This is a genomic window from Microcoleus sp. B4-C2 (assembly GCF_036705265.1).
Lineage (GTDB): Bacteria > Cyanobacteriota > Cyanobacteriia > Cyanobacteriales > Microcoleaceae > Microcoleus.
Window position 1 is genome coordinate 1 of record NZ_JAUBUB010000058.1, and the last position, 25194, is coordinate 25194.

Here is a 25194-nt window from a genome sequence, read left to right on the forward strand (position 1 = left end):
TGATCGATGGCAACTTTTGGGCTAGCTTTACTGTTTCTTTTATTCATAACCGGCGTGCGACGCCGGTGGAACGCTCTAAAGAGGACTAGGGAATCATATTTTATTTAGTAATTTGATTCGACCCAGGTATTATCTTGATATGCACTAACATTATTTGAGAATTTTTTACCCACAAATAGGATAATTTTCAATAAATTATTCAGTCCTCTTAAGAGGACTTTCGCTATGAGGCGGGGGTTTCAACCCCTGCCGGACTGTCGGATTATGCGAATATTTTAACCCCTGCCGGACTGTGGGATGATGCGAATATTTCAACCCCTGGCACACTGTGGGATGATGCGAATATTTCAACCCCTGGCACACTGTGGGATGATGCGAATATTTCAACCCCTGCCACAGCGTGGAAATCTCGTAAAATATATTACCATATTTCCCTCAAATTGACAACTATAATATCGAGAAAAAACCGACACATATTGTAGTAATAATAGCTCTCAGTTTAGTTGTTATATCGTAATCCTAAAAGTTAAAATATAGATAACTAACAAATAAAAATTGCTATCTATGAAAATACAATCTTCTGTCTTAGTCCACCTGGGATTTGGCAAATATGTACGCTCTGATCGAGTAACAGCAGTAATACCAATTGAAGAAGAACGGGGGCCCGGTCGGCGCACTTTCGTGCACGTAGACGGCGAAGCAGACCCGATCGTTGCTTCGCGCGCGGAAGATACAATTGTTCGCGATTTGGTGCAGGAACCGCGCGAAATAACTCAAGCTCGGCAGCAACAAGAAATCCTGCAAGATTTGCTTGCCGATTTGAGCAATGTTAACGTCACCGTGCGACGCATCAGCCGCGATGAAGGCGGACTCGATCTCGAACGTTTGGAGCGCCGCATTCGCCAAATTTTAGACGCCTAAAAACAAAAGACCGCCCGGGCGGTCTTTCTTTTTGTTTGTTTCGCTAAAATTTTTAAGTTGAGGGCTTCAATGTAACTTCGATGTCCGCTAAACCAGTGAGTTTTTCCACCACTGGTGCTTCTTCAACTCGCGGTACAAAAATAGTTAAACCTCCCGGAACGCACTCAATAGAAACCGGAGTCATGCCGATAATTTCCCCGTCTAAAACCACTTTTTGAGGCGGATCGGTAGTAATTTTTATTTTTTTTGCCCGCAAATAACCGATGTCATCGCGATCGGTAGGATTGCCGCTCAAAGCTGTTTGCAATAGATGATAAGAAGCTGCGATCGCCCCAGCTTTATTCTCCGGCGCAACCAGCGTCACGTCCAGCAAGCCGTCATCAAAAACAATCCCCGCCGGGCCTTGAGCTAAAATGGAAGTAGGCGGCGCTGCATTTGCTACTGTTACGGCCACAGCAGTAAGGTGGATAATTTTATCGTCGGTTTCTATTTCCGCTTCAAATCTTTCTAAATTGTTTAACTGTTTAATTCCTGACAAAATGTAAGCCAGCATTCCCCAGCGATTCTTCATTTCGCGATCGGCTAGTTCGACAGTTTCTGCCTCAAAACCCACTCCCGCTAACAAAACCATCGGCATTTCACCGTTGCAAATCGCCGCATCTACCACCCGCGTCAACCCTCCCAAAATAGTGGCGCAGGCGGTTTCAATTGTATTCGGAATATCTAAAGCATTCGCAAAAGCATTAGCCGTTCCCCGCGAAATAATTCCTAAAGGAATATTTGTGCTCACAATCGCCCCAGCAACTGCTGATAATGTGCCGTCGCCCCCAGAAGCAATAATTTCTTCAACTCCCCTAGCAACTGCTTCGCGGGCGATTTGATCTGCGTCTAATTCTGGGGTTGTCAGACGAATGTCTAAGTCAATAAAAGGCTCTAAAAGTTCCTGAATTTTAGCTAAGTCTTGGTCTGGGTTGCTGTTGCCGGCGACGGGATTGAAAATTAGGCAAGCTGAACGTTTCATAGTTGGTAATAGGTAATAGGTAATACGTAACGTTTATATCGAAGTTTCGCTCCCCCTAAATCCCCCTTAATAAGGGGAGTAGGAGTTGACTTTGAGTGTTCTTGTCCACCCCCTACTCCCCCTTATTAAGGGGGGTTAGGGGGGATAAAGACTCAACTATAATGCTGATTGATATCATGTCGGATCGAGTGACCGCAATTAACAGGGCGGGTTTTTGAGATTGTCAATTATTGGCAGATATTTTTCGTGAACCCGCCCCTACCGTATTAGGGGTAATCGACCCGACATAATATGAGACATGGTTTTAAGATTAAGTTAACACAAAGGCCATGCCCGCTAAACTTCGACAACAACCCTCACCAATGTTTCAAAGGTTTAATTAAGACTTGACAAAAGTCCACTCTAAGACTTCGCGGGGAGCTTTGTGCAACGCTTCCTTTATTTCTTTGTTGCTGTCGAACTTAACTTTATCCAAAAGGCACGCTTCGACGTTCACCGTAAACTTATCTTCTTCAAAAGGCCAAGGAGTTACAGTCACGAGTTCGTTGCTGTTCTGTACAATATCGTAGCGCTTGCCGTCCGGGCCGACACTAATTTCTAAAGCTCGTTCTCCGGCGGGTAACTCGCGACTGCAAAGAATTAATGATAGCCGATCGCACCACTGGAAAAAAGCATAAGCTGCCTTAGCATCTTCCTCAGAAATATTCAACTCTTTTTGCCATTTTTTTTGATTTTCCAGTTGTTCGTCCAAAAACTCGTCTAGTTCCTTCGACTCTCCCCGCTTTCCTTCATTGAGATAGCTCATGTGCATAGAAATCAGCATGGCTACCCACCTACCGCGATATAGGGCATTCTGCGTCATGACTTTAATTTTCGGCAGAGAAGTTTCCGTCTGCAACGTAAAATCAAAGGGCGCGCCCGCTTCAGTTAAAATATTTTCTTCCCACTCTTTCTCCAAATCATCGTGATGCGAAATCGCGGCTATGGTTTCGTACAACCGAAGCGGAGATTTCGAGCGCTTCCACTGTCCGCCAAGTTGGGCGGCGAGTAAAGCATGGGCGCGGTGGTAAATTATTTCCCAGCCGGTGGCGGTTAAGTTAGCAATCATTGAATTTTTGTCCTGAATTAAATTGATACAAGTATTTTGTGCGATCATTCCGCTCTCGATCCCCTCTAGCCTTAAAAAAGGGGGAACCGGAATCGGTCAAAGTCCACCTGTTTAAGGGCGATCGAGACTTACAGAAAAACGAAAGTTAAATCACAAAAGGTTCGATCGAGATATCCTGCCATTTCCCCTCAAATCGTTCGACAACAATAGGTCGGATGCGGAATTTGGGGGGACACCCATCGAGAACATCAATCCGCAAACACGAATAAGGACGACGTTTGTGGGAACCTTGACCGCTGCGGCCGACAAATAGCAAAGACTCCGCTACCCGCCGGCTGGCTGTTTCGGAACCAGACTGCCGCGCCAACCGATAAGCTTCAGGACTCAATGCTTCCTCCAACATCGGCCCTTCCGGGCGCTGGCGGCGGAGACTGTGGCCGCTTCCCCCGCAGACAATCCAATTAATCCCAGAGTCGCCGTGTCCAGTATCCCCAGTCCGCAGGTATTCCAAACAGTGAGCGTGGCCAGTCAGCACCAAATCTACTAGCGGACGCCCCCGCGCCACATCCCCAACTGCATCGGCCACCGCGTCGAGTACCTCGCGCAATCGCAACCGAACCGCCAAAGTTTGAGCTTGATTCCACTTTGTCGCTTCCGTCACGTAGGGGGGATGGTGCAGGTAAATTACCCGCCCCCGCACCTCGGAATCGCGCCAAGAGTCAATCAGCCTTTTTTTCAGCCATTCGAGCTGTTCAACGTCTGTGGCGGCTGTTTTGTGCGACGACAGTTGTTTGTCAATATCCATCAACATTTCGTCAACTTGCTCTAACTTGGCGCCCAAGTCGTCTAGCTGTTCGGCTTCCTCGGGAATCTCCGGCTTGAGCCGATCGCAGATTTCGATCATTGCCAATTTTTCTTGTTCCAACTTCTGCCGATCGAGTTCCAAATTCTGGCGGCGAATGTCGCCCTGTTTGGTTTTCGGGATCGGTAAGGGCTCGTTGAAGGTGTTGGAGTCGAGGGCGAAGAAGTCGATGCCGCCGCTGCGGAAGGTGTAGTAGCGGTTGGGTAAGCGGGTAAAGCGTCCGGGTTGGTAGCGGATGCAGCGGCCTGTGCTGGTGCTGGCGGTGTAGTGGGCGTCTAGGTGGCGATCGAGTTCTCCCGGCATTTTGTGAGCTTTCAGGTAGTCGAGAAAGGCTTTGGCGTAGGTGTTTCCGCGATCGGAACCGTGCCAGCCGACATCGAGATCCAACTTGGAACCCAACAGCCGGCGCAACGGCAAAGCTGTCGCCGACAGAATGCCGTAGACTATGGGCAAGTCGTAATAGTCGTGGTTTCCCGGTACGGGCAAAAACGGAAAGTTAAACACCATGCGATCGTACGCAATCCGAGAGGGATGCTCGCCGCCGACTATAAATTCTCGGTAGGGGCGAATAAAGTTTTGCAAGTAATATTCGCTGGAACCGACGAGATAAACGACATCGCCCGTGTGGAGGACGAAACGGCAAGTTTCGCGCTCGGAGAGCATCTGTTCGGCAATCTGCCGCTGGGGATTGTAGCCGCGGTGATTGCCCGTGCCGCTGTCGCCTACAACTAAAAACGAAAACTCTGGAGAGTCGGTGGTTGGAGATTCCAAAACCATCCGAGTTTGGTCGATTCCCCGATCGACGATCGACTGTTCTTGCCACCGCACCCGCTCGTTCATTTTGCGGATTTTGACTTTTATTTGCGGGTCGGAAACGAATTTCAATTCACCTCTTCTCCAAAATTGCTGAGTTCCTAGTTAATAGTGTAGCGATCGGGCGAGTTTTTACATCTCTCTAAAAGCTGAAAATCCAGGCGCTGGTGGTCAGAAACCGGGTTTTTTAGGAGAATACGGCGTTAAAACTCACATCTTGCGCCATTCTCTTTAACCCGCCGGGGGTTGAAACCCCCGTCTGACAGCGAAAGTCGGTTAAAACTCATATGTTGCACCATTCTCAATAATCCTTTTATGAACAGGCAAGATGCCTGTTCCACAAGAAGATTCACTCTTTGTGGAACAGGCATCTTGCCTGTTCTTGAGAATGGTGCAAGATGTGAGTTTTAACCGACTGAAAAGCTGATAGGAAAAGGCTTTTAGTCTTCTAAGCGAGGACTTTCGCTCTCTCGACAGGAATTTCTACCCCTGACGGTTAGTGGTGGGGGAATGCTGGTTTCGACTGGCTCAAGAAAAATTTCGGTTAAGAAAAAGGAATTACGAGAGAGTATTTCTCGCTATTTGCGGTTGGATTAGATTGAGAGTATGAGCTTTAGTTTTACCTAGTTAATAGCTGACACAATTATCAAAAAAATGAATAAATTAATCGATAGTTATTCACCAGTTTTTAACTAAAATTGCTTCTCATCCTTATGCTGTTGTCACATCGAGGTTAAGTCAATTGGCTGTGCAAATTATGCACAATTGTGTCTCAGTAATCCATTCAGCTTGCACCCCGATGTCTAGTGTTTTTGCGAAAGATTTTTAACCTTCGGGACTGGAGGGATTAAACCCCCTAATCCTTTCCTCCCCGCAACTATTGCCGAGGAGTGTTAAGGTTTTATTTGATAATCTTAATCAACGCTCAAGGCATCGAACCACTGTAAAATCCGATTCCATGCCCACCACCGATCGCTATCACCAAATTGATGCTGACAACGTTTACTACTGATATGCCCAACATGACCGCCGTAGGCTGTCACCACTAATTCTAAGGCAGAATTGTTCGCGCCAATGGCTTGCAACTCAGAGACAAGCACCGGATCAAACATCGGATCATCTGCTGCATAAAGGATGTAAGTGGGTTTTTTGAGGTGAGGCAAAATGTGTAGAGCGCTGCTAGCCTCATAGTATTCTTCCACAGAGGAGAAACCTAACGGGCCAATTACCAGTTCGTGGTCAAAGCCCCAAATGCTGTTGGCGCGTTGAATGGCGGCAGGATCGATCGCCCCTGGATGCGATGCGGCGATGTTTTTTGCTAGTTTTTTTAACTGTCGCGCGATCGCTTTTTCTAAAAATTTCCCCCACTCATCTTTAACTAGATAAGACAGAGAACGGTTCGAGTCCAAGCTGGGGCAAATCACCGCCGCGCCTGCTAGTTCTGACTCTTCGATCCCTAAGTCCGGCCCCCAATCTGCGATCGTCTGAGCTGATTTTACAGCCCACAAGGCTAATTGTCCGCCCAGAGAATAACCCGTGAACCAAAAAGGGGCGGGACATCCCATTTCTTTAGCAGCCGCAGCAATCCGAACGAAATCTTCGCCTTCGTATAGGCCATCAGAAGTCAGGGTGGGAGAGAGTTGGGCAGTTTTGCCGTGAGCTCGCCAGTCAAATAACACCACTGCACAGCCTTGGGCATAAGCTTTACGGCCTAGTAGCTTGAGATACCATTGATTATCCAGATCGCCAGTAATGCCGTAAGTGCCGACAATGGTATATCGGGGATTTTCGGGGATGGCAACCCAGCCGAAAATCGGGACTCCACAGGCACCAGTAAAGATGTGTTCTCGGTAAGGGGGTTCTGGGTGAGCGATCGTCTTTTCCCAGCGGCGACTAGCCCTTAATGCGGTGTACAACGTCATTAACATGCCGTTGTTCAGCAGCCAAGGTGGAGTATAGGCAATGGTCATAAGCGGATGTAGGAAATGTCTGTCTTGTTGGTGGGATTTTTTTACTTGACAGGTTGGCTATTTTAGCGAATAACCCTGAAAATCGCAATACTTTTTGAGTAAATGCACTCAAGGGCGAAGTCAAGCCAAAATATTAATGGCTATTCATTTGGAACCATTTATTGGCGAATAGAGAAGAATGCCAGCTAACGAGGTTTAGCATATTGTAGCGGATCGCCCAAACTACAAACAAAAACCTGGTTGCTTTCAGAAACAGGGTTTCTGAGTCTTGCATCCCCGCGCAGATGTACAATAGGACGATCGCACTCTCCGACTCCAAGCGCGATCGATCTCTACACCCTGCCCCAAGTCGGCAACATCAGATAGAATGCAGTAAACAAATATAAAATGGAAGCAATACAACTGTCTTTATTCTCAAATGAGTCAGAACCAATTCCTGTCAAAAAGCAGAAGAAAGCAAAATTAGGGCGTTACGAACGCATCCAACGCGAACTAGAATCAAATGACTGCGACCCCTACAAGATATTCATTGATATTGAATCTCAGTCACTGCCAAAATCCCACTATACATTTGTCGATCTTTTTTGCGGGGCGGGCGGCATGACCCAAGGTTTATTGCAAGCTGGTTTTCGACCAGTAGCAAGTGTTGAAATTAATGCGATCGCCTCGGCAACTCATACAAAAAACTTTCCCGATTGCCATCACTTGTGCGACGATATAAAAAACTTAAATCCCCAAAAGTTGCTCGCTGAAATTGGTTCGCCAGAAGTTCATGTTGTGGTAGGCGGGCCGCCGTGTCAAGGCTTCTCAGTTGCAGGAAAACGCGACCCCAACGACCCTCGAAATCGCCTCTTTAGAGAGTTTGTCCGCGTTGTCTCGGAAATACGTCCTTGGTATGTTGTCATGGAAAACGTACCCGGAATATTGACTATACAAAAAGGAGCTGTTAAGCAAGCCATTTGCGATGCTTTTCAGGAAATTGGCTATCCCCATATGTCCGTTGCTGTTCTTGAATCAGCCGCCTATGGAGTCGCGCAAATCCGCCCGCGAGCCATTTTTATTGCCAATAGATTCGGGATGCAAAATCCCTATCCGAAGCCGCAATTGTTGCCCGAACAATACAAAGCGATTGAGTCGGCAATTGATGATTTACCAGAGTATACTCCCATACCGGAAATTAACCACGAATGGACTCGTCATTCTGTTGGGTACATGGAAAGACTTGCTAAAGTTCCACCAGGCGGTTCTTTGTATGAAAGCTACGCCGATGCTTTCAAGCGACAGTATCGGGGAAAACCGAGCATGACTGTTAAGGAAAATCACGGCGGCACTCATATTCATCCTTATCTTAATCGCGTTATTTCAGCTCGTGAAATGGCTAGATTGCAAAGTTTCCCGGATTCATTTATTTTTGAAGGTTCTATGAAAAAGGCAATGTGGCAAATTGGAAATGCCGTGCCGCCTCGTTTAGCAGAGTGTATCGGCTTTGCACTTATTCCATACTTGACTGATATTGCTTTGAACAAATTTAAGCAGCCTGAAATAATCGTTCTAGCTTCTTAGTTGCTGGCAATGCTTTACCTTCAGCCTGACAACTCTCGATTAGTAACTCCAGTACCTCTCGTGCATTGTAGATAGCTTCTTCATAAGAATCTCCGTGAGTTACCGGCTGCATTACATCCTCAAATTCAGGCAAAAACACGACAAAGCACCGATCTTCTTCTGACCATTGGATAACAACTGTATATTTCATGGTTCTGTTTCCTCTGCTTCGATTTGCCTTAGCGCCTCAAGTGTTTCGTTGACTGACTTCTCTAAATATAGTTTAGCATCATTTCCGTCTTTGCCAGCTATGATAATTACCTTGGCTAATTTGGGATGCTTCCACTTACTATGACTGCCTTTTGCTGGCTGACAAACGAATCCTGCTTTTAGTAATAGGCTTTTCAATTCTCTAATCTTCTTAGGCATAAGTGAATGGTAGCAGACATTGTACAAGAATTTTACGCTATCTGTAATCGTTTCCCCAAAGTCTGAGGTTCTGGTAGAGGTTTGCCATCTTCTTGATAGAGTTCAATCAAGGTTTCTAACAATTCTTGTCCGTGTTTTGCCGCTTCTTCGTAAGTGTGTCCGTGAGTGCAAGGCTGCATGACATCGGTAAACTCAGGCAAACTGACCACAAAAAGTTGATCTTCTTCTGACCACTGGATGATGAGACTATAATGGCTATTCATGGTTATAGGCTAATAGAGAAGAATGCCAGCTAATGAGGTTTAGGATATTGTAGCCGATCGCCCAAACGACAAAAACCGAGTTGATTTAAGAAACCGGGTTTTTACCAAATCTGCGGGCTGAAACAAAGTATTTTCGTAAAAAACCCGGTTTCTGGGCCCCATGCTAAATCCTATGGCCCTTGTATCCCCTCGCAGAGGTACAATAGGACGATCGCATTCCCCAACTCCCACCGTGATAGAGCGCTACACTTTGCCCGAAATGGGCAACATCTGGACTGAAACCGCCAAGCTTAAAACCTGGCTGCAAGTAGAAATCGCTGTCTGCGAAGCTCAAGCCGAACTCGGCTACATCCCCGCCGCCGCAGTCGAAGAAATCAAAGCTAAGGCTAATTTTGACCCGAAACGAGTCCTCGAAATTGAAGCCGAAGTCCGCCACGACATGATCGCCTTCTTGACAAATGTCAACGAATATGTAGGCGATGCCGGCCGCTACATTCACCTCGGCTTAACCAGTTCCGATGTGCTCGATACTGCTTTGGCGCTGCAATTAGTCGCTAGCGTCAATATCTTGTTAGAACGTGTCGAAGAATTGAGTCAAGCTATTCGCTATCAAGCCCAACAACATCGCAATACGGTGATGGTTGGCCGATCGCACGGAATTCACGCCGAACCCATCACCTTTGGCTTTAAACTAGCAGGATGGCTGGCAGAAGTGTTTCGCAGCCGAGAAAGATTGGTGAATTTGCGATCGTCCATTGCAGTCGGCAAAATCTCCGGCGCAGTCGGAACCTATGCTAATATCGATCCGCGAATTGAAGCGATCGCCTGTCAAAACCTCGGACTCGAACCCGATACCGCATCGACTCAAGTCATTTCGCGCGATCGACACGCCGAATACGTCCAAACCTTAGCACTCTTAGCAGCATCGATCGAGCGTTTTGCAGTAGAAATCCGCAACCTGCAACGCACCGACGTTCTCGAAGTCGAAGAATTCTTTTCCAAAGGGCAAAAAGGCTCATCCGCCATGCCCCACAAACGCAACCCGATTCGATCGGAAAGACTGACAGGGATGGCGAGAATCGTCCGCGCCAACGCCGTCGCAGCCTTAGAAAACGTAGCGCTTTGGCACGAACGAGACATCTCTCACAGTTCCGTAGAACGGATGATTTTGCCCGACAGTTCTACAGTAACTCACTTCATGTTAGTAGAAACCACAGACTTAGTAAAACACCTGCTAGTCTATCCCGAAAACATGAAGCAAAACATGAACCTTTACGGCGGAGTCATCTTCAGCCAGCGCGTGATGTTAGCTTTAGTAGAAAAAGGCACGAGTCGCGAAGACGCATACAAAATTGTGCAATCTTGTGCTCACGAAGCTTGGAACAAACCGGGCGGCAATTTCTACAATTTAATTGCTAAGGACGATCGGGTAACAGCTAAAATGACGACCAAAGAAATTGATGATTGTTTCGATCCGCAATATCAATTGAGGCACTTAGATTTAGTGTATCAGCGCTTGGGAATTTGAGGACAATTAACAATTAAAAATGACTCAGAGAGAAAAGAGAGCGAGCGTTCTCGCGCTTGTTTCACAGTCCGCCGGGGGTTAAAACCCCCGTCTCATAGCTAAAGTCGGTTAAAACCGACTGAAAGACTCATAAAATAAAAGTTTTAGAGAAATATTTCAGTCCTCTTCAGAGGACTTTAGCTATGAGACAGGGGTTTCAACCCCTGTCGGTCTGGCGGGATGACAGACAACACGAAAAGCGCGAAAATTCCCCAAAATATCCAATGTAAAAACTCTATTAAATATCCACTTAACACAGCTATGAAATTAAACCGATTTACAAAATATTTAATTGTATTCGCTCTAATATTACTATCTACAACCACACTGAATTATACAACATCTATTAGCGCCCAGGAGCCGCCACAAGTGCAAATTACCCAACCAGAACCAAACCCAGTAGTACCTGAAAGCATTTTCATGAGTCAACTTCCCAGTGGAGCACGACTGGTTGACATCCGCAGCGTAAATCCCAACATTCGGCTCGATATCCGATACGCAACTACTAACAATTTCTTGAAACGGAAACTTTACCCTATATCGAAATGCGCTTTGAGAAGTTCTGTTGCTCAACAGTTAGGGCGAGTTCAAACAGATTTGGAAAAAATTGGATTTGGTTTGAAAGTTTACGATTGCTACAGGCCTTTCTCTGTCACTAAGCAAATGTGGCAAGCTTGGCCAGATCCGCGCTATGTTGCTAATCCTGCTAGGGGTTCGCGGCACAATCGCGGTGCTGCTATTGATTTGACTTTAGTCGATCGCACTGGCAAAGAATTAGAAATGCCTACACCTTACGATGATTTTACCGAAAAAGCTCACGGAGATTATCAAGGGGGCAGCGCGGAATCTCGGAAAAATCGTCAAGTGCTTAAGGATGCGATGAAAAAACACGGATTTATGGGTATCACAACCGAATGGTGGCACTTTGATTCGGAAGATTGGCAGAAATTTGCAATTCTTGATATATCCCTTGGGGCGATTCCTTAATTATACTATTGATTAAACGTCGCAGATCCGGGTAGGAAGACGGCACTGCTGTATCCCACAGATGTCAGGAAAATTATCGCACTTGCACCGAAAATTCGTATTCGTATCCCCGGAAATTCGAGTCTAATTGTAATGTGTAATTGCCTGTTACTGGCACTTTTCCAGTCCACTCTGTTTCATTGCCTTCATAAGGATTTCCTGCTAATAGTTGGCCACGAGGAGTTATAATTTGCGGAAAAACATCTTTCCGATTCCTAACAGTCATTGTTTGACCTTTTCGGGCGCGAATCCGGTAAGAGTGGCTGCCGCCGCCGATAATTCGACCTTTAACAATTGCCTCATCTCCTCCCGGCCGAAAATTAATCTGCTGGTTGACGTTAGAACAACTGCTTTCGGTGCGGTTTTTGGCAATCCAACCGGGCGGATCTGTAATTCGCAGCCAACCGTTTTGTTCTTCGGCGACTGAAACAAAGGTATTATTTTTAAGTTTTCCTACTATTTGGCTGCCCCTTACTTGCGGGATCGATCGCACATTTAGCGGTGGATTCGGATCGCTGACTACAGCCATACTGATTTTGCAACCCGAATTTGGCGGTGTGACAACTACGGGCTCAAATTTTCGTGGAGGGACTCCTGCAACTAGCGAGGATTCAAGTGCTGGTGTTTTTGCCGGTTGGGGCTGGGATTTCGGAGATTCAGCAGCCTGGGTTTGTGCTTGCAGAGGTTCTGGTTGCCGAGATTCAGGGTTTTTCGTCGGCCCTGCAATCTGGTTTCTGGTGGATGCGGGCGATTCTGCAAGGGGAAGATCGGATTGTTTCATCGCACCCGACTGTATAGTTGCAACAGCCACTCCCACCGCTGTTGCCACTCCTGCTAAGCTTACTGTGATGATTTGACGCTTCGTAAATGACATAAAAAACCCTCTCTGTATCTATACTAATAATTTTTGTTTGGGAGTTGAGGCGATCGCCAGTTAATTTATAGTGGAAATACCTAGTGCGGGCCACAGGGTCAGGATTTTTAGATAAAATTTCAGATCCATAATTGTCGCAATAATTTGAGTCAATATATACTGGACGCCTATACTGATGGTAATCTTGCTCTGGGTTATTGGCGCGCAAATTTGCGAAGGTAAGCGTTCAGCGCGAGGTACATAAAATGTCAAAATTGATTCCTCTGAGATTACAACCGCCTCGCGATCGATTGTTGGAGGAGGTGAAGCAGGAAGTCCAAGCAGGCCTCGCGCAGTCTGTGCACGCTGCTGTGATCGCTAACCTCAGCCAAGACTCGCCGCCAACGGGTGTTAACCGCTGTTGGGATGTGGAAGTGAAAGCGGGCAACCGTCCGAGTTTTCGGCTTCCTCCCAAAGCCAGCATTGCCAAAGTGTTCGATCGCACCGGTGGCAAATTGGTAATTTTGGGAGCGACGGGTGCAGGCAAAACTACGACGCTGCTAGAATTAGCTCGCGTGTTAGTTTCCCGCGCCCAAAAAGATGCTAGTTTGCCAGTACCAGTGCTGTTTGAACTCGGATCATGGAAAGCAGAATCCGGGGCGATCGCAGATTGGTTAATTGCTCAACTTCATTTCAAATACGGCATCTCTCCTGCTGTGGGCAAAAAATGGCTTGCCGCACAACAATTGCTGCCTCTCCTCGACGGCTTGGACGAAGTGGAAACCCACCGCCAAAATATCTGCATTCAAGCAATCAATCACTTTGTTGAAAGCGAATTTAAACCCAAACATTTAGTAGCTTGCAGCAGTTTTGAAGCTTACAAAAACTGTCCCACTAGATTTCGCCTGCAAGCAGCGGTTTTATTGAAACCTTTAACAGAAACTAAAATCCAAAATTATCTGCTAGAAGCCAGAAGCCGCGAACTTTGGTACAGCATTGAGCATGAGCCGGAGTTGTTGAAATTGGCAAAAGTTCCCTTGCTTCTGAGCATGATGGCTCTGGCTTACGATGATATTTTAATTGAAGCTTGGAAGCGCATAACTTCCGCAGAAGAACAGCGCAAATATCTGTTAACTGCCTATATTCGCCACCAAATGACCGGGCAAGTCAAGCAGTATCCCAGAGGTAAGGAACTGCGGCCGGAACAAATTCGCCACTGGCTGGGATGGTTGGCCCGAAGGATGGAACAGGAAGGAATTCAAGAATTTTACCTCGATCGCATACCGTCTAGCTGGCTGCAAACAGGCGAGGAACGGCGCAAGTATCAGTTTGGAGTCAAGCTGCTTGGCGGGCTGATTTTGGTGATTTTGGGATTAATTGCCACCCTAGTCTCCGGGTCGATTTGGGGATTAATTGCGGGTGCTGTTGCTGCGGTAATTAGTGCTTTTTTGCCGGGAATTCCGACGATTGAAAGTTTTATATTGCGCCTGGTTCTGTGGTCTAACGGCTACATTCCTTGGGATTACAAGCGTTTTCTCGATGCTGCGACGGATCGCTTGTTGCTGCAAAAAACTGGCGATCGGCGCTATCGATTTATTCACGATTTATTGCAAAAACATTTTTCAGAAATCTAAATGCCGGAGGTTGACAAAAACAAATATAATGGATGTAACTGTGAAGGAGATTCCAATATTCGACAAGCAAAAGGAAACTCAATGACTGTAAAATTCATTCTGAGCGAATACGTTGACAAAGCAATGGCTGAGGCTATGTATGACAAACTTGAAGATCATAGCTTTGTGGGGAAAATTCCTGTTTGCAAGGGAGTCATCGCCTTTGGTTCAACGTTAAAAGAGTGTCAAAATGAGTTGCGATCAACTTTGGAAGACTGGATTTTGCTAGGGTTGAAATTGCGACATCGAATGCCCGTCAATCGATTTGAGATTTGAGATTTGAGATTTGAGATTTGAGATTTGAGATTTTAGAGGCGGCCCCACGGATAAATGCTCTTTCTTGAGGATTTTCGATTTTCGATTTTGGATTGATTCCACGGATAAATCACGTGGCGGGTACCACCTTTGAAATTCGTGGTCATTGACAATATTGATTTAAATATGGAATAGCTTGTGAACTAACACAGACTCATCCCAAAAAAGTTTATGGTATTTTTGCCATTTGAAATAGCTGTTCAGCAGTAAATTCTAATCCATCAAAAAGTGGATCTGTTAATAGGGTATCTCCCATATAAGTCTGCGGTGCTGCATCGGGGTAAAAAACTGTAATGCTTCTAGCCTTGCTATCTACTACCCACACCCGCAATACCTTAGCATCTAAATAATCTCTCGCTTTAGCAGCTAACTGACCGAAAGTTTGTTCTGGTGAAATAATTTCTATGACTAATTCTGGGACTACAGGACAGGCTTCATCTTGATTCCAGTCAGGAGATAAGCGTTGGTAAGAAACATATAAAAGGTCGGGTACTGGCACCCAGTCTCGCCCCAGTCTGGTTAATCTTACCGCCCATTCTACACCAATTTCTCCCCGTTCCTCACCCCACTGTTCGAGGATTTTTAGTAGGCTTCGGGTGAGGCGAGAATGAAATTTTTTAGGTGACATCTTCGGTACTGCTTGCTCGTCAATAAGTTCGTAGGTAATATCGCCTTCTCCTTCGGGAAGAGTGAGAAACTCTTCCAGAGTTAGTTGAGTTTTTGTCTGGATCATGGTGTTTTTCTGCTGTTAAACGGCATAGAATGCGACAAAAGCTTAGTATTCGTAGGGTGCGTCGCCATTTTTAATCTCTAAATTATATCGACTTTTCGAGTGGCGACGCACCCTACATATAGGTTTGTTTCCACGAGTCTTGCAAACACAGGTGCGTCGCTACTAGATTGTCGCTTTTTCTTGAGGATTGTCGATCGCGACACACCCTACAGCTAAGGTTGCATGACTTAAAAATTAATTGACATAATACAAATGTTATGATAAAGATTTGCAAAATCTAAGGTTTTAACTGCCGAATTTGCGATCGACTCCTAGATCGACACCCCCAAAAGGTTAATATTCTAGTCTGACCCTCCTGCAATCATTGCTTCACATCCTATGGCAGAAACCTTACTTTTCAACGCCCTCCGCGAGGCGTTAGACGAAGAAATGGCCCGCGACTCCGCCGTATTCGTACTCGGCGAAGACGTAGGCCAATACGGCGGTTCCTACAAAGTCACCAAAGACCTCTACAACAAATACGGCGAACTTAGAGTGCTCGACACCCCGATCGCCGAAAATAGCTTTACGGGTATGGCAGTAGGCGCAGCAATGACGGGGCTGCGGCCGGTCATCGAAGGCATGAACATGGGCTTTTTGCTGCTGGCCTTCAACCAAATTTCCAACAACGCCGGAATGCTGCGCTACACATCGGGCGGCAACTTCAAAATGCCAATGGTAATTCGTGGGCCCGGGGGCGTGGGCCGGCAACTCGGCGCCGAACACTCCCAGCGGTTAGAAGCATATTTCCAAGCAGTACCGGGTTTGAAAATAGTCGCCTGTTCGACTCCCTACAACGCCAAAGGACTCTTAAAATCAGCCATCCGCGACGATAACCCCGTTCTGTTTTTCGAGCACGTTCTTCTTTACAACCTCAAAGAAAATTTGCCAGAAACAGAATATTTAGTGCCGCTGGACAAAGCAGAGATTGTGCGATCGGGCAAAGATGTCACAATCGTGACATATTCGAGGATGCGACACCACGTCATGCAAGCCGTGCCCGCCCTGGTAAAAGAAGGTTACGATCCAGAAGTAATCGACCTAATTTCTCTCAAACCCTTGGACATGGAGACCATCGGCGCATCCATTCGCAAAACTCACAAAGTAATTATTGTAGAGGAGTGCATGAAAACAGGAGGCATCGGTGCCGAACTAATTGCCTCAATCAGCGATCGATTTTTTGACGAACTCGACGCACCAGTTTTGCGCCTGTCTTCACAAGATATTCCCACACCTTACAACGGCAATTTGGAAAGACTGACAATTGTCCAGCCCAATCAAATTGTTGAGGCAGTCCAAAAAATGGTAGCTTTGCGAGTATAAATAGTGATTAGTCAGCTAATCTGTAGGTTGGGTTGAGGAACGAAACCCAACACTCATTAAATTGGATGTTGGGTTTCGTGGCTCAACCCAACCTACTACTAACTCAACCCAACCTACTAATAATGACTAATAAATAAATATGCAAAAACAACGTTCCCTATTAGCCCTAATTTTTGTTTTAATCATCGCCGCCATTACTGTAATAGTAACTATTCCGACGCGGCTGGGATTAGACTTGCAAGGAGGGTCGCAACTCACAATTCAGGTAAAAACTACCCCCACAATTCCCAAAATTGACCAGGGAATGTTAGAAGCAGTGCGGCGGATTGTCGAAAACCGGGTCAACGGTTTGGGTGTTTCCGAAGCATTAGTCCAAACAGTAGGAGAAGACCAAATTCTCGTGCAGTTGCCCGGAGTAAATGACCCGCAGCAAGCAGAACGAGTTTTGGGCGGTACGGCCAAGCTAGAATTTCTGGAACAACTGCCCGGAACAGAAGCACAATTGGGCATTGAAAGGCAGTTGCAGCAGGAATTGCTGGTCAAACAAGCAGAACTGAAAATTAGCCCGAATGAGGCAGCTATTAAAGAAAATCAGGCTGCTTTGACAAGAAGCAATGAGGCGATCGCCAAACTCTTCAAAAGCAGCGGCCTCGGTGGCGAAAACCTCAAAGACGCTCAACCTCAACCCTTGGCTTCTGGGAACAACTGGAACGTTGCTCTTGTTTTCGATACCAAAGGAGGCGAACTATTTGCCCAACTCACTAAAAATTTAGCAGGCACCGGACGCAGTATCGGTATTTTCCTAGACGATAGAATGATCAGTTCTCCAGTCGTCGGCGTTGAATTTGCCCAGACAGGAATTACTGGTGGAAGTGCCGTAATTCAAGGCAACTTTACAACCCAAGAAGCCAACGATTTGGCAGTGCAACTGCGGGGCGGCGCTTTGCCTGTGCCAGTCGAAATTGTAGAAAACCGTACTGTCGGCGCTACCTTGGGTAGAGACAGCATTCAAAGCAGTATTAACGCAGGTATAGGCGGCTTGATTTTAGTCTTGATTTTCATGGTTGCCTACTATCGACTCCCTGGCGTAATTGCCAATATTGCGCTGTTAATTTATGCTCTGTTAACTTGGGCAGCTTTCGTGCTTTTGGGAGTGACATTAACGCTGCCGGGAATTGCTGGTTTTGTGCTCAGCATCGGGATGGCTGTGGATGCTAACGTGCTGATTTTTGAGCGCACCCGCGAAGAGTTGCGGGCGGGAAAATCGCTTTATCGATCGGTCGAATCGGGTTTTTACCGCGCTTTTTCCAGCATTTTAGACGGTAACGTCACAACAGTTATTGCTTGTGTTGCTTTGTTCTCCTTGGGCGCAGGTTTAGTTAAAGGGTTTGCTGTAACTCTGGGATTGGGCGTATTAGTGAGTATGTTTACTGCGCTCACTTGCAGCCGCACTCTGCTGTTCGTAGTATTGAGCTTTCCAGCATTGCGGAAACCTCAGTTGTTCTGTCCCGATTTGTCGAAAACTGCTAATAGTTAACTGTTGACTGTTGACTGTTGACTTCTTCCTTCCTTCTTACATCCGTTACATTCGTTAAGCTGAGGCGCATCTACATTTGACAATCAAATTCGAGCAAATTCTTGTGGGGTGGGCGTCCCGCCCGCCCAAAAATACAATTTAGATGCGTAACAGCTTACACAATCCGTTGCCGAACTTCCCTCTTCCTTCAAATTATGAAATTCAGTGTAATCAAATATCGATCGCTCTGGTGGAGTATTTCCGCCGCTATAATCCTCGCAGGTATAGTGTCGATGGCGATTTCTTGGACTCGTCCCGACATCCGCGCACCACTGCGCCCCAGTTTGGACTTTATCGGCGGCACTCGGCTCCAATTTGAACTCGACTGCACAAAACCGGAAAATTGTAAACCCATCGATCTTGCTGCTGTCCGTGAAGTCCTGGACACCCAAGGTTTAGCGGGCAGTAGCATTCAAGTTATCGGCCAAGAACAGCAGGGTTTGTCGCTGCGAACAAAAACTTTGGATGTCGAACAGCGGACTAATTTGCAAACAGCTTTGAGCGAAAAGATAGGCGCTTTTGCTCCTCAATCTACTCAAATTGATACGGTTGGGCCTACCCTCGGCAAACAGTTGTTTACTTCTGGTTTGCTGGCTTTGTTGGTTTCTTTTGCTGGAATTACTGCTTATCTGACATTCCGATTTCAGTTGGATTATGCCTTTTTTGCTTTTGTGGCTGTGCTTCACGACGTGTTGGTCACGCTTGGTGTTTTCTCGTTTTTGGGTTTAGTTCAAGGACTGGAAGTTGATAGTTTATTTGTGGTCGCGCTCTTGACACTTATCGGTTTTTCTGTTAACGATACTGTGGTAATTTACGATCGCGTGCGAGAAGTAATCAAGCTAAATCCGGGACAGTCGATCGATCAAATTGTCGATGATGCTGTCATGCAGACGCTGGGAAGGTCAATTAACACAACGTTTACCACGCTGCTGACATTGTTTTCAATCTTTTTGTTTGGCGGCGAAACCCTCAAATACTTTGCTTTAGCTTTGATTGTCGGTTTTATTGCTGGTTCGTATTCGAGTATTTTCGTTGCCAGTACGCTGCTAGCTTGGTGGCGCAGTCGCACCGGTCACTCCATCCCCGTCCCCGCAGAAGGAATCAACCAGTCAGAGGAAGTTTAATTGACTGTTAACGGTTAACTGTTGACGGTTAACTGTTGACGGTTAACTGTTGACTGACTAATAATAAATCATCAATAACCAATAACCAATAACAAATGACAAATGACAAATAACAAATGACTACTGACCAAACTTTTCAAATTGAAGTCCAAAGGCTTCATAAACTAACAGTTTACGGCCGCTGGTTAACGGTGATATTGCTGTGGATTAGCGTCGGTTCTTTGAGCATTTGGGGTTTGCGCCGCGAAATCGGTTTGTGGTTAGAACACTTCACTTGGGCGGCGGTGCGCTATGGTTTATCTTTTCATCGCTGGCCCACTCTCGGTTTAGGTTTGTGCTTGGGGATGACTTTGGGAGTGCTAACTTGGCAAAGTCGCAATATGGTGCGAGGGTTGCCCCTGCGGGAAAAACAGGGTTTGGAACAACAAGTTCGCCGCATTCGCCAACAGGGGCCGAGTCATCCTTTGTGGAAGTGGGTTTGCAAAGGTTCGCGGTAGCCGACGGGCTTTATTCTTTAGTCCTAGACGCACTCCAACCTAAGAAACCGGGTTTTTTACCGAATCTGCGCGCTGCAAGCAAATATGAGGGTGAAAAACCCGGTTTCTGACCACCTTTGAGTAGATGCTAATTATTTTAAATCCGTTAAATCCCGTACATTGCTCGTTGCCGAACTTCCTTCTGTTGTATCACGCAAAGCGAGGCAAAATCTGTGCGAGGGAAGACTGTTGAAGCGGAATTTCGATCGCAAATTCGGCTCCTTTTCCCGGTTCCGAAAAGCACTTCAATGCGCCGCCATGTTGGTTGACAACAATTTCATAGCTAATCGACAGTCCCAAACCCGTTCCTTGGCCGACTGGCTTAGTAGTAAAGAAAGGGTCAAACAACCGCTTCCGAATATCTTCTGTCATCCCCGGGCCGTTGTCAGAAATTTTAATTATTACCTTTTTTTTCTCAATTAACTCGGTGCGAATCAGAATCGTAGGAATCAGGCGGGTAGACTTAGAAACTGATGATTGAGTCTTTGTACTAGACTGATCTTTTTCGCCTAATTGCGACTTATTTGCGTTTTTTTTATCGACATTTTCGTATTTATTAGACTCAACCAGAGCGTAAACTGCATTAAGTAAAATATTCATAAATACCTGATTGAGTTGTCCGGGATAGCACTGCACCAGTGGCAAGTCGCTGTATTCTTTGTGAATTTCGATCGCCTCCTGCCCCGGTTTTCCTTTAAGCTGGCTTTGCAAAAGCATAATCGTATTGTTGATACCGTCGTGAATGTTGACTTGCTTCATTTCAGCTTCGTCTAATCTGCAAAAATTCCGCAGCGACAAAACGATGTCGCGCACTCTTTCTGCACCTTGCTGCATAGAATTTAAGACTCTGGGCAAGTCTTCTAGCAAATAATCTAGTTCTATTTTTTCCGCTTCCGCTGCAATTTCCGGTATGAATGCGGGACACTGCTGCCTGTAGATTTCGAGCATCTGCATTAAAGCTTGCGTGTACTCTTTAGCGTGGTGCAAATTGCTGTAGATAAAGCCGATGGGATTGTTGATTTCGTGAGCTACTCCTGCTACTAACTGCCCCAAAGAAGACATTTTTTCTGTTTGAATTAGTTGAGTTTGAGTGCGCTGAAGTTCCAGCAGGGCAAGTTCGAGCTGTTGGGCTTGATGTCTCAATTGTGCTTGCGACTCGCGCATCGCCACGGTTGATAACTCGTGAATTTGCAACTGAGAAAGCAGCAGTTGGTGTACGTCTAAAAGTTTGTAAGTTTCCGGTTCTACTTGTACTACAATTGGTTCGTGGATTAGTTCGGGCGATCGCTCCAAAGACTGCCGCACTGCTGTCATAATTGAGGTGTCGCGATCGAGAACCAACATATCAGTTTTAGTAAAGCGGTAGAGTATGAACAAAGGCTGTTGAGAAAATAACTCCAAGCTGTAGGGGCGGCTCATGTGTTCAAAATAACGCCGCCGCGAAATCATCCCTATAAACTTTCCTTGCTGAGTGATGATGATGCCCGGAACTAAAGGGTTTGCTTGAAAAATTTTAGCAACTTCGTCTCCCGGACACTCAGATTCTAGGAGAAAGTCGTACAGGGTTAATTCCTGTAGAGTCGATCGCAAACCAAGCGACGATTTTAGGGGACTCAACCCGTCAGTTTCATACACTGCTCCCTCCTTTGGTAATTGGCAGTTGTGGTTTGCTGCTGGAGTATTGCCTACTATTTAGAAGGCTTTTTCAACTCTTTTTATAGCTTAGTCATCAACTTTCCTCTGCTCCCTCGAATCCAGTTAATTCAGCAGGATTTTTTTCCTTAAATCGTGCTGGTGTCACCAGAAATGATATTGCAGGTTAGATTGATTTAACAGCAGACACCCCTTTGAAACCTGACTATGTATTGAATTTTATATATCCAAGATTTTACTAATCCGAATATAACAGTCATAACTATTTTTAATGTTTGATGACATTAAATTGGTTCAGATGGATAGACATCTGCGACCTGTGGCAGTACATTTCGTATTGCCCCTTGCGTAAAATTATATTACAATAAGACAAGAATAGCGACAAATCAGCAGCCGATCGCCCGATTTTAAAATTCAGGCAAAACAGGTTTCCGGCAATTGCCAATGAATCTCAATTGTCAGTTTTTTTGTACCAATGCCGATCGCACTCAACCCGAAGATTGTATTGTAGGTAGTCTCCGAGCCAAGGACAGCCGATGGCGAGCAATTTGTCAAGTTCGGCAGCTTATACTTTAGCCGCATCGAGACTCCAAAGCTTCACCAACGAAATTTTTCCCGGCAGATGCTAAAGTTGTGCGATCGCAGCTAAAACTCACATTCGACACATCCGCTTGATGTGCCTTAAAATTTTCCAGAAAAGTACCATCGGGTTCCCAACTTGAGATTCAAACTTTGTCGCTGGCAAATCGGACACGGAGAATCAAGAGGAAGCAGAAGCAAATAATTCTATTTTACCTTTCCGTTTCCCCAAATTCAACTTCAATGTGAACAAGTTGGTTTAGTTGCGGTAATATTTCGATCATTATTACTTCTCCTCCCCTTGATTTTAGGCAATTCTCATTAGAAACTCTAAGATGTTGATTTGAGGAACCTCGGGGGGTCGGGTTTGATGTGGCGATCGCACTGAGCTAAATTGAAATAACATTTGAGGAAAGTAAGCGACGGTTTTCATGTGCGGTTTCCCGAACGAGAGGTGGTAATTGTATACACGGCGGGACGATCGTACTTTCAGTACAATGTCAGTATTTCAACCTGTACACCTGTTGAGTCTGAGTCTCTGAGAGTGTGGAAGTCGCTCTCATCCTTTCGTTGTCTGGATTGGACGCTTTTCAAGGATTAGGCGATGCGAGGGCCAGAAGCAGACAGTTAACCAAACGGCACAAGGAGATAGGGACAGATGGGATAAGCCCAGAAGCGAGAGAGTCAGAGAATTTTCATCATCATACCTTCAGAAAATCACGACAGCAGCAGCAATATCACCCAAAAGAATGATTGATTCAAAAAAAGTTGCGTGTTATATTTCAATATCATTCTATACAAAAATACTTTTACCTAAAAGGAGAACAAAAAATGGACACACCTACTGATCGCGCACAAGAACCAGTCGGGACAAGAGAGCTCGAATCAATACCTGTATCTGAAAAAGTTTCTGCCCAAAAAGTTTCTGAGGTTAATTTTGAAACGACTCCTCTAGAAACCCCTGCTTATACTCAGGAAAAAGTTAGCGTCGAGGAGGTAAAAATTAACGGCGACGATTTGGTTGCTAAAGTTAAAGAATTGATTCACGAAGGAAATATCCGCCGCATCATTATCAAAAATGAAGAGGGACGGATATTAGTAGAAGTTCCTTTGACGGTGGGAGTAGTCGGTGGAGTCATCGGTGCAGCCTTGTTTCCAGTCATTGCAGCAGTAGGAGCGATAGGTGCATTAGTAGCTCACATGACCATCATCATTGAAAGAACAGAATAAAAAAATTCGTAAGGATTCAGGTCAAAAAAACTTCGGTGACAAAAGTTGGTAAAATAAACCAATGAAAAAGCCCGCAGCAACCAGAAAGCAGAAAAAAACCGAAATAGAGCAGTTGAGCCAAGCTGAACTTGTAGAAATGGTACTGGGGCTGCAAAAAATCATTGAATAATTGCAAGAAAAACTAGGGATTGCTACGGGCAAAAATCCAACCACCAGTCAGACTTGCTTCACTACGTTCGCAATGACAGGAAATCCTAGTACGTGCATCCAGGATTAACTGGTTCCCAGGCTCCAGCCTGGGAACTGAGGAATGAGAAATAACTTCCACAAACTTGTGGAAGTTATTTAATTCTCATTCCTTAGTCCAAACCGAGAGTTAAGCAACGTTTGCACGCGCCCGATTCAGAGACATGGATTAGGGCGTACTGAAATAGAAGGATAGGCAGAAATTAATCGCTTAAAACAGCTTTTTCCTCTGTTGTTGGATACCGAAGCAATTTATCAAGAATGGGAGCGACTGGCGATCGCAAATAAGGTTGTAGGTGTTAACGTTTATGATGCGCGGCTAGTTGCTGCTATGCTAGTTCATGGTTTAACCCATATCCTAACTTTTAACATTGCTGATTTCGCTCGTTATTCACAAATTACGGCTGTTAATCCTCCAACTGTAAAGCCTTGATTAATTGGGGATTTAACAGAAATTATACTCCGAGCAAAGAACAGGCTTTCCGGCCTGTTCCACAAAAAGCTAATTTGATTGTGGGGAGTAGGAGTTAAGCCGGAGATCCCGCCCTTAGATTTTACCGGGTGTTAGCAAAATTAGCTGTTTTGATAAGATCGATCGCACTTCATCCAATCCAATCTCCACATCCGCCAAAATCTCTCCCACAGTTCTGGTATTGCAACCTTGCAAAAACTCAAATTCAGCACTTGACAAATTGACTAATTGGTAGTTGCAATCAAACACTTGTTGACTAGGCCAACCGTGCATACAACCACTCAACTCTGGAATTGCCGCCAAAAGTGCCTCATCGTCCGACCAATCAATTTTATTAACAGGCTTTTTGCCCAAGAAAAACTCGTAATGAGTGATTTCCGTATCCAACAATTCAATTAATCGATAAAGCTCCCGTTCCGTCAAACCCTGAGCTTTTTCTATCAATTCCGGCGCTTTGCCCAAAAGTCTTTCTAACTGCCAATATCCCGGATTTGAGAAACCGATAAATTCCAATCCCGAAGCGTCAATTAACTCGAACAAAGTCTCGATATTGTAGTCAATTTCCTGCGGGTGAACGTACATATCAGCAAAACATTCGTCCCGCTGATTTTCTCCTGCCCAACGCTGTTTTTCGTACTTGACAAGACGGTTGTTTTCTGGTAAAGAAGCAAAGATTTGACGACCGACTTTCACACCATCGGGATAGTCACCTTTTTGCGGGCCTTGGAGAAGTGCGATCGCCCTTTGCATCAGTTGAATTTCCCAGCGTCCGAGCTCAGCATACACAAAAATGTGCATCAAACCGCCCTCGGCCAACTTCGCCGCCAGCGCTTGAATGCCCCGGATCGGATCGGGTAAGTGGTGCAGCACGCCCACGCAGTTGATCAAATCAAACTCGCCCTCTAACTCGGCGGCATCGTACAAGCTGAGGTGGCGGAAATCAGCTTCCCGCGCTCCCGATCGCCGACAGCGTTCTTGTGCTACCTTCAAAGCACCTTCACTCAGGTCGATCGCCGTCACCGAAGCTTCGGGATTGAGGTGAATCAGATAATCGGTACTCGAACCCGTGCCGCAGCCAGCATCTAAAATCCGAACATCTAGTTTTGGCGGCTTTTGGCCGGTGCAAAAATTGTAAGCATCAGGCCAACTCCAGCGCCAGTTGTAGCCTGGGGGCGGTTCATCTGACAAAGGATCGGGCGGGAAAGGAAAAGTATCGTAAAGCCGCCGCACGGCAGCACTGATATCGGGTGTAGTATCCATAGGTGACATTTGTTGGGCTTGGGGATTCGGGATTGGACTGACAACTGACCGCTGACCACT

Annotated in this window: 24 protein-coding genes; 12 read left to right on the forward strand and 12 right to left on the reverse strand. The window is 45.9% G+C overall.

The annotated features are described in order from the left end of the window. The first annotated feature begins 564 nt into the window (after nt 1–564). The gene (locus tag QUB20_RS17340) at nt 565–921 is read left to right on the forward strand and encodes a hypothetical protein (protein WP_006631047.1); all 357 of its coding nucleotides are present in this window, start codon (nt 565–567) and stop codon (nt 919–921) included. Between the two features lie 52 nt (nt 922–973). Here the strand turns inward: QUB20_RS17340 and QUB20_RS17345 are convergent, their stop codons facing one another. The 4 genes from QUB20_RS17345 to QUB20_RS17360 all read right to left on the reverse strand — a co-directional run bounded on the left by QUB20_RS17345 (nt 974) and on the right by QUB20_RS17360 (nt 6695). Continuing rightward, nucleotides 974–1942 carry a YegS/Rv2252/BmrU family lipid kinase gene (locus QUB20_RS17345; RefSeq protein WP_333247772.1) on the reverse strand — a complete coding sequence of 323 codons (969 nt, stop codon included), beginning with the start codon at nt 1940–1942 and terminating at the stop codon, nt 974–976. Nucleotides 1943–2321: 379 nt separating this feature from the next. Next, nucleotides 2322–3050, reverse strand: a complete 729-nt coding sequence (locus QUB20_RS17350) for a DUF3891 family protein (RefSeq protein WP_333236616.1) — start codon at nt 3048–3050, stop codon at nt 2322–2324. Between the two features lie 145 nt (nt 3051–3195). Beyond that, the gene (locus QUB20_RS17355; protein ID WP_333247770.1) at nt 3196–4797 is read right to left on the reverse strand and encodes a metallophosphoesterase; all 1602 of its coding nucleotides are present in this window, start codon (nt 4795–4797) and stop codon (nt 3196–3198) included. An 842-nt stretch (nt 4798–5639) separates the two neighbouring features. Then, entirely contained in the window at nt 5640–6695 is a 1056-nt protein-coding gene (locus QUB20_RS17360; protein WP_333247767.1) for an alpha/beta fold hydrolase, read from the reverse strand. A gap of 387 nt (nt 6696–7082) precedes the next feature. Here QUB20_RS17360 and QUB20_RS17365 point away from each other — a divergent pair, with 387 nt between their 5' ends. Beyond that, on the forward strand, nt 7083–8258 hold the full coding sequence (locus tag QUB20_RS17365; protein ID WP_333247765.1) for a DNA cytosine methyltransferase: 1176 nt from the start codon (nt 7083–7085) through the stop codon (nt 8256–8258). Here QUB20_RS17365 and QUB20_RS17370 read toward each other — a convergent pair. The 3 genes from QUB20_RS17370 to QUB20_RS17380 are packed head-to-tail and all read right to left on the reverse strand — an operon-like array spanning nt 8224 to nt 8929. Continuing rightward, nucleotides 8224–8448, reverse strand: coding sequence for a type II toxin-antitoxin system HicB family antitoxin (locus QUB20_RS17370; protein WP_333236623.1), 225 nt, complete (start codon nt 8446–8448; stop codon nt 8224–8226). The two genes, QUB20_RS17365 and QUB20_RS17370, sit on opposite strands and share 35 nt — an antisense overlap. After that, the gene (locus QUB20_RS17375; RefSeq protein WP_333247763.1) at nt 8445–8666 is read right to left on the reverse strand and encodes a type II toxin-antitoxin system HicA family toxin; all 222 of its coding nucleotides are present in this window, start codon (nt 8664–8666) and stop codon (nt 8445–8447) included. The genes QUB20_RS17370 and QUB20_RS17375 overlap by 4 nt, the downstream gene beginning before the upstream one ends. 32 nt (nt 8667–8698) lie before the next feature. Further along, nucleotides 8699–8929, reverse strand: coding sequence for a type II toxin-antitoxin system HicB family antitoxin (locus QUB20_RS17380; protein WP_333236627.1), 231 nt, complete (start codon nt 8927–8929; stop codon nt 8699–8701). A gap of 232 nt (nt 8930–9161) precedes the next feature. On the opposite strand from QUB20_RS17380, the gene purB reads away from it, so the two are divergent. Next, a complete protein-coding gene (purB, locus tag QUB20_RS17385) occupies nt 9162–10457 on the forward strand; it encodes an adenylosuccinate lyase (protein ID WP_333141872.1) in 1296 nt (431 codons plus the stop codon). 300 nt (nt 10458–10757) lie between these two features. Next, complete coding sequence (locus QUB20_RS17390) at nt 10758–11483, forward strand: M15 family metallopeptidase (RefSeq protein WP_333247761.1); 726 nt, start codon at nt 10758–10760, stop codon at nt 11481–11483. Nucleotides 11484–11556: 73 nt separating this feature from the next. Here the strand turns inward: QUB20_RS17390 and QUB20_RS17395 are convergent, their stop codons facing one another. Then, nucleotides 11557–12396, reverse strand: a complete 840-nt coding sequence (locus QUB20_RS17395; RefSeq protein WP_333247758.1) for an SH3 domain-containing protein — start codon at nt 12394–12396, stop codon at nt 11557–11559. A 245-nt stretch (nt 12397–12641) separates the two neighbouring features. Here QUB20_RS17395 and QUB20_RS17400 point away from each other — a divergent pair, with 245 nt between their 5' ends. Together QUB20_RS17400 and QUB20_RS17405 are read left to right on the forward strand one after the other, a co-directional pair. Continuing rightward, nucleotides 12642–14009: an NACHT domain-containing protein gene (locus QUB20_RS17400; protein ID WP_333247756.1), complete on the forward strand. Its 1368-nt coding sequence runs from the start codon at nt 12642–12644 to the stop codon at nt 14007–14009. A gap of 81 nt (nt 14010–14090) precedes the next feature. Next, nucleotides 14091–14324, forward strand: coding sequence for a type II toxin-antitoxin system HicB family antitoxin (locus QUB20_RS17405; protein ID WP_333247754.1), 234 nt, complete (start codon nt 14091–14093; stop codon nt 14322–14324). A 208-nt stretch (nt 14325–14532) separates the two neighbouring features. Here the strand turns inward: QUB20_RS17405 and QUB20_RS17410 are convergent, their stop codons facing one another. Continuing rightward, nucleotides 14533–15096, reverse strand: coding sequence for a Uma2 family endonuclease (locus QUB20_RS17410; protein WP_333247751.1), 564 nt, complete (start codon nt 15094–15096; stop codon nt 14533–14535). Between the two features lie 378 nt (nt 15097–15474). Between QUB20_RS17410 and QUB20_RS17415 the strand changes: the two genes are divergently transcribed. The 4 genes from QUB20_RS17415 (at nt 15475) to QUB20_RS17430 (ending at nt 19655) form a co-directional block, all read left to right on the forward strand. Beyond that, nucleotides 15475–16458: an alpha-ketoacid dehydrogenase subunit beta gene (locus QUB20_RS17415; RefSeq protein ID WP_333109434.1), complete on the forward strand. Its 984-nt coding sequence runs from the start codon at nt 15475–15477 to the stop codon at nt 16456–16458. 139 nt (nt 16459–16597) lie between these two features. After that, nucleotides 16598–17995: a protein translocase subunit SecD gene (gene secD, locus QUB20_RS17420; RefSeq protein WP_333247749.1), complete on the forward strand. Its 1398-nt coding sequence runs from the start codon at nt 16598–16600 to the stop codon at nt 17993–17995. A 194-nt stretch (nt 17996–18189) separates the two neighbouring features. Next, complete coding sequence (gene secF, locus QUB20_RS17425) at nt 18190–19158, forward strand: protein translocase subunit SecF (protein WP_333247747.1); 969 nt, start codon at nt 18190–18192, stop codon at nt 19156–19158. 116 nt (nt 19159–19274) lie between these two features. Beyond that, a complete protein-coding gene (locus QUB20_RS17430) occupies nt 19275–19655 on the forward strand; it encodes a hypothetical protein (RefSeq protein WP_333247745.1) in 381 nt (126 codons plus the stop codon). A gap of 189 nt (nt 19656–19844) precedes the next feature. Here QUB20_RS17430 and QUB20_RS17435 read toward each other — a convergent pair whose 3' ends face one another. Together QUB20_RS17435 and QUB20_RS17440 are read right to left on the reverse strand one after the other, a co-directional pair. After that, nucleotides 19845–21329, reverse strand: coding sequence for an ATP-binding protein (locus QUB20_RS17435; protein WP_333247743.1), 1485 nt, complete (start codon nt 21327–21329; stop codon nt 19845–19847). 432 nt (nt 21330–21761) lie between these two features. Continuing rightward, nucleotides 21762–21929, reverse strand: coding sequence for a hypothetical protein (locus QUB20_RS17440; RefSeq protein WP_333247742.1), 168 nt, complete (start codon nt 21927–21929; stop codon nt 21762–21764). A gap of 828 nt (nt 21930–22757) precedes the next feature. Here QUB20_RS17440 and QUB20_RS17445 point away from each other — a divergent pair. After that, nucleotides 22758–23156 (forward strand): DUF4342 domain-containing protein, encoded by a 399-nt coding sequence (locus tag QUB20_RS17445; protein ID WP_333054502.1) that lies wholly within the window; start codon nt 22758–22760, stop codon nt 23154–23156. A gap of 478 nt (nt 23157–23634) precedes the next feature. After that, nucleotides 23635–23835, forward strand: coding sequence for a hypothetical protein (locus tag QUB20_RS17450; protein ID WP_333054503.1), 201 nt, complete (start codon nt 23635–23637; stop codon nt 23833–23835). Between the two features lie 114 nt (nt 23836–23949). On the opposite strand, the gene QUB20_RS17455 is transcribed toward QUB20_RS17450, so the two are convergent. After that, a complete protein-coding gene (locus QUB20_RS17455; RefSeq protein ID WP_333247739.1) occupies nt 23950–25134 on the reverse strand; it encodes a class I SAM-dependent methyltransferase in 1185 nt (394 codons plus the stop codon). Between the last annotated feature and the right edge of the window lie 60 nt (nt 25135–25194).

Excerpts from the sequence above, each read along its gene's own strand:
- QUB20_RS17340 (WP_006631047.1), top strand. The coding sequence starts at position 565 with ATGAAAATACAATCTTCTGTCTTAGTCCACCTGGGATTTGGCAAATAT.
- QUB20_RS17345 (WP_333247772.1), bottom strand. The coding sequence starts at position 1,942 with ATGAAACGTTCAGCTTGCCTAATTTTCAATCCCGTCGCCGGCAACAGC.
- QUB20_RS17350 (WP_333236616.1), bottom strand. The coding sequence starts at position 3,050 with ATGATTGCTAACTTAACCGCCACCGGCTGGGAAATAATTTACCACCGC.
- QUB20_RS17360 (WP_333247767.1), bottom strand. The coding sequence starts at position 6,695 with ATGACCATTGCCTATACTCCACCTTGGCTGCTGAACAACGGCATGTTA.
- QUB20_RS17365 (WP_333247765.1), top strand. The coding sequence starts at position 7,083 with ATGGAAGCAATACAACTGTCTTTATTCTCAAATGAGTCAGAACCAATT.
- QUB20_RS17370 (WP_333236623.1), bottom strand. The coding sequence starts at position 8,448 with ATGAAATATACAGTTGTTATCCAATGGTCAGAAGAAGATCGGTGCTTT.
- QUB20_RS17375 (WP_333247763.1), bottom strand. The coding sequence starts at position 8,666 with ATGCCTAAGAAGATTAGAGAATTGAAAAGCCTATTACTAAAAGCAGGA.
- QUB20_RS17380 (WP_333236627.1), bottom strand. The coding sequence starts at position 8,929 with ATGAATAGCCATTATAGTCTCATCATCCAGTGGTCAGAAGAAGATCAA.
- QUB20_RS17390 (WP_333247761.1), top strand. The coding sequence starts at position 10,758 with ATGAAATTAAACCGATTTACAAAATATTTAATTGTATTCGCTCTAATA.
- QUB20_RS17395 (WP_333247758.1), bottom strand. The coding sequence starts at position 12,396 with ATGTCATTTACGAAGCGTCAAATCATCACAGTAAGCTTAGCAGGAGTG.
- QUB20_RS17400 (WP_333247756.1), top strand. The coding sequence starts at position 12,642 with ATGTCAAAATTGATTCCTCTGAGATTACAACCGCCTCGCGATCGATTG.
- QUB20_RS17405 (WP_333247754.1), top strand. The coding sequence starts at position 14,091 with ATGACTGTAAAATTCATTCTGAGCGAATACGTTGACAAAGCAATGGCT.
- QUB20_RS17410 (WP_333247751.1), bottom strand. The coding sequence starts at position 15,096 with ATGATCCAGACAAAAACTCAACTAACTCTGGAAGAGTTTCTCACTCTT.
- QUB20_RS17415 (WP_333109434.1), top strand. The coding sequence starts at position 15,475 with ATGGCAGAAACCTTACTTTTCAACGCCCTCCGCGAGGCGTTAGACGAA.
- secD (WP_333247749.1), top strand. The coding sequence starts at position 16,598 with ATGCAAAAACAACGTTCCCTATTAGCCCTAATTTTTGTTTTAATCATC.
- secF (WP_333247747.1), top strand. The coding sequence starts at position 18,190 with ATGAAATTCAGTGTAATCAAATATCGATCGCTCTGGTGGAGTATTTCC.
- QUB20_RS17430 (WP_333247745.1), top strand. The coding sequence starts at position 19,275 with ATGACTACTGACCAAACTTTTCAAATTGAAGTCCAAAGGCTTCATAAA.
- QUB20_RS17440 (WP_333247742.1), bottom strand. The coding sequence starts at position 21,929 with ATGCGGCTAAAGTATAAGCTGCCGAACTTGACAAATTGCTCGCCATCG.
- QUB20_RS17445 (WP_333054502.1), top strand. The coding sequence starts at position 22,758 with ATGGACACACCTACTGATCGCGCACAAGAACCAGTCGGGACAAGAGAG.
- QUB20_RS17455 (WP_333247739.1), bottom strand. The coding sequence starts at position 25,134 with ATGGATACTACACCCGATATCAGTGCTGCCGTGCGGCGGCTTTACGAT.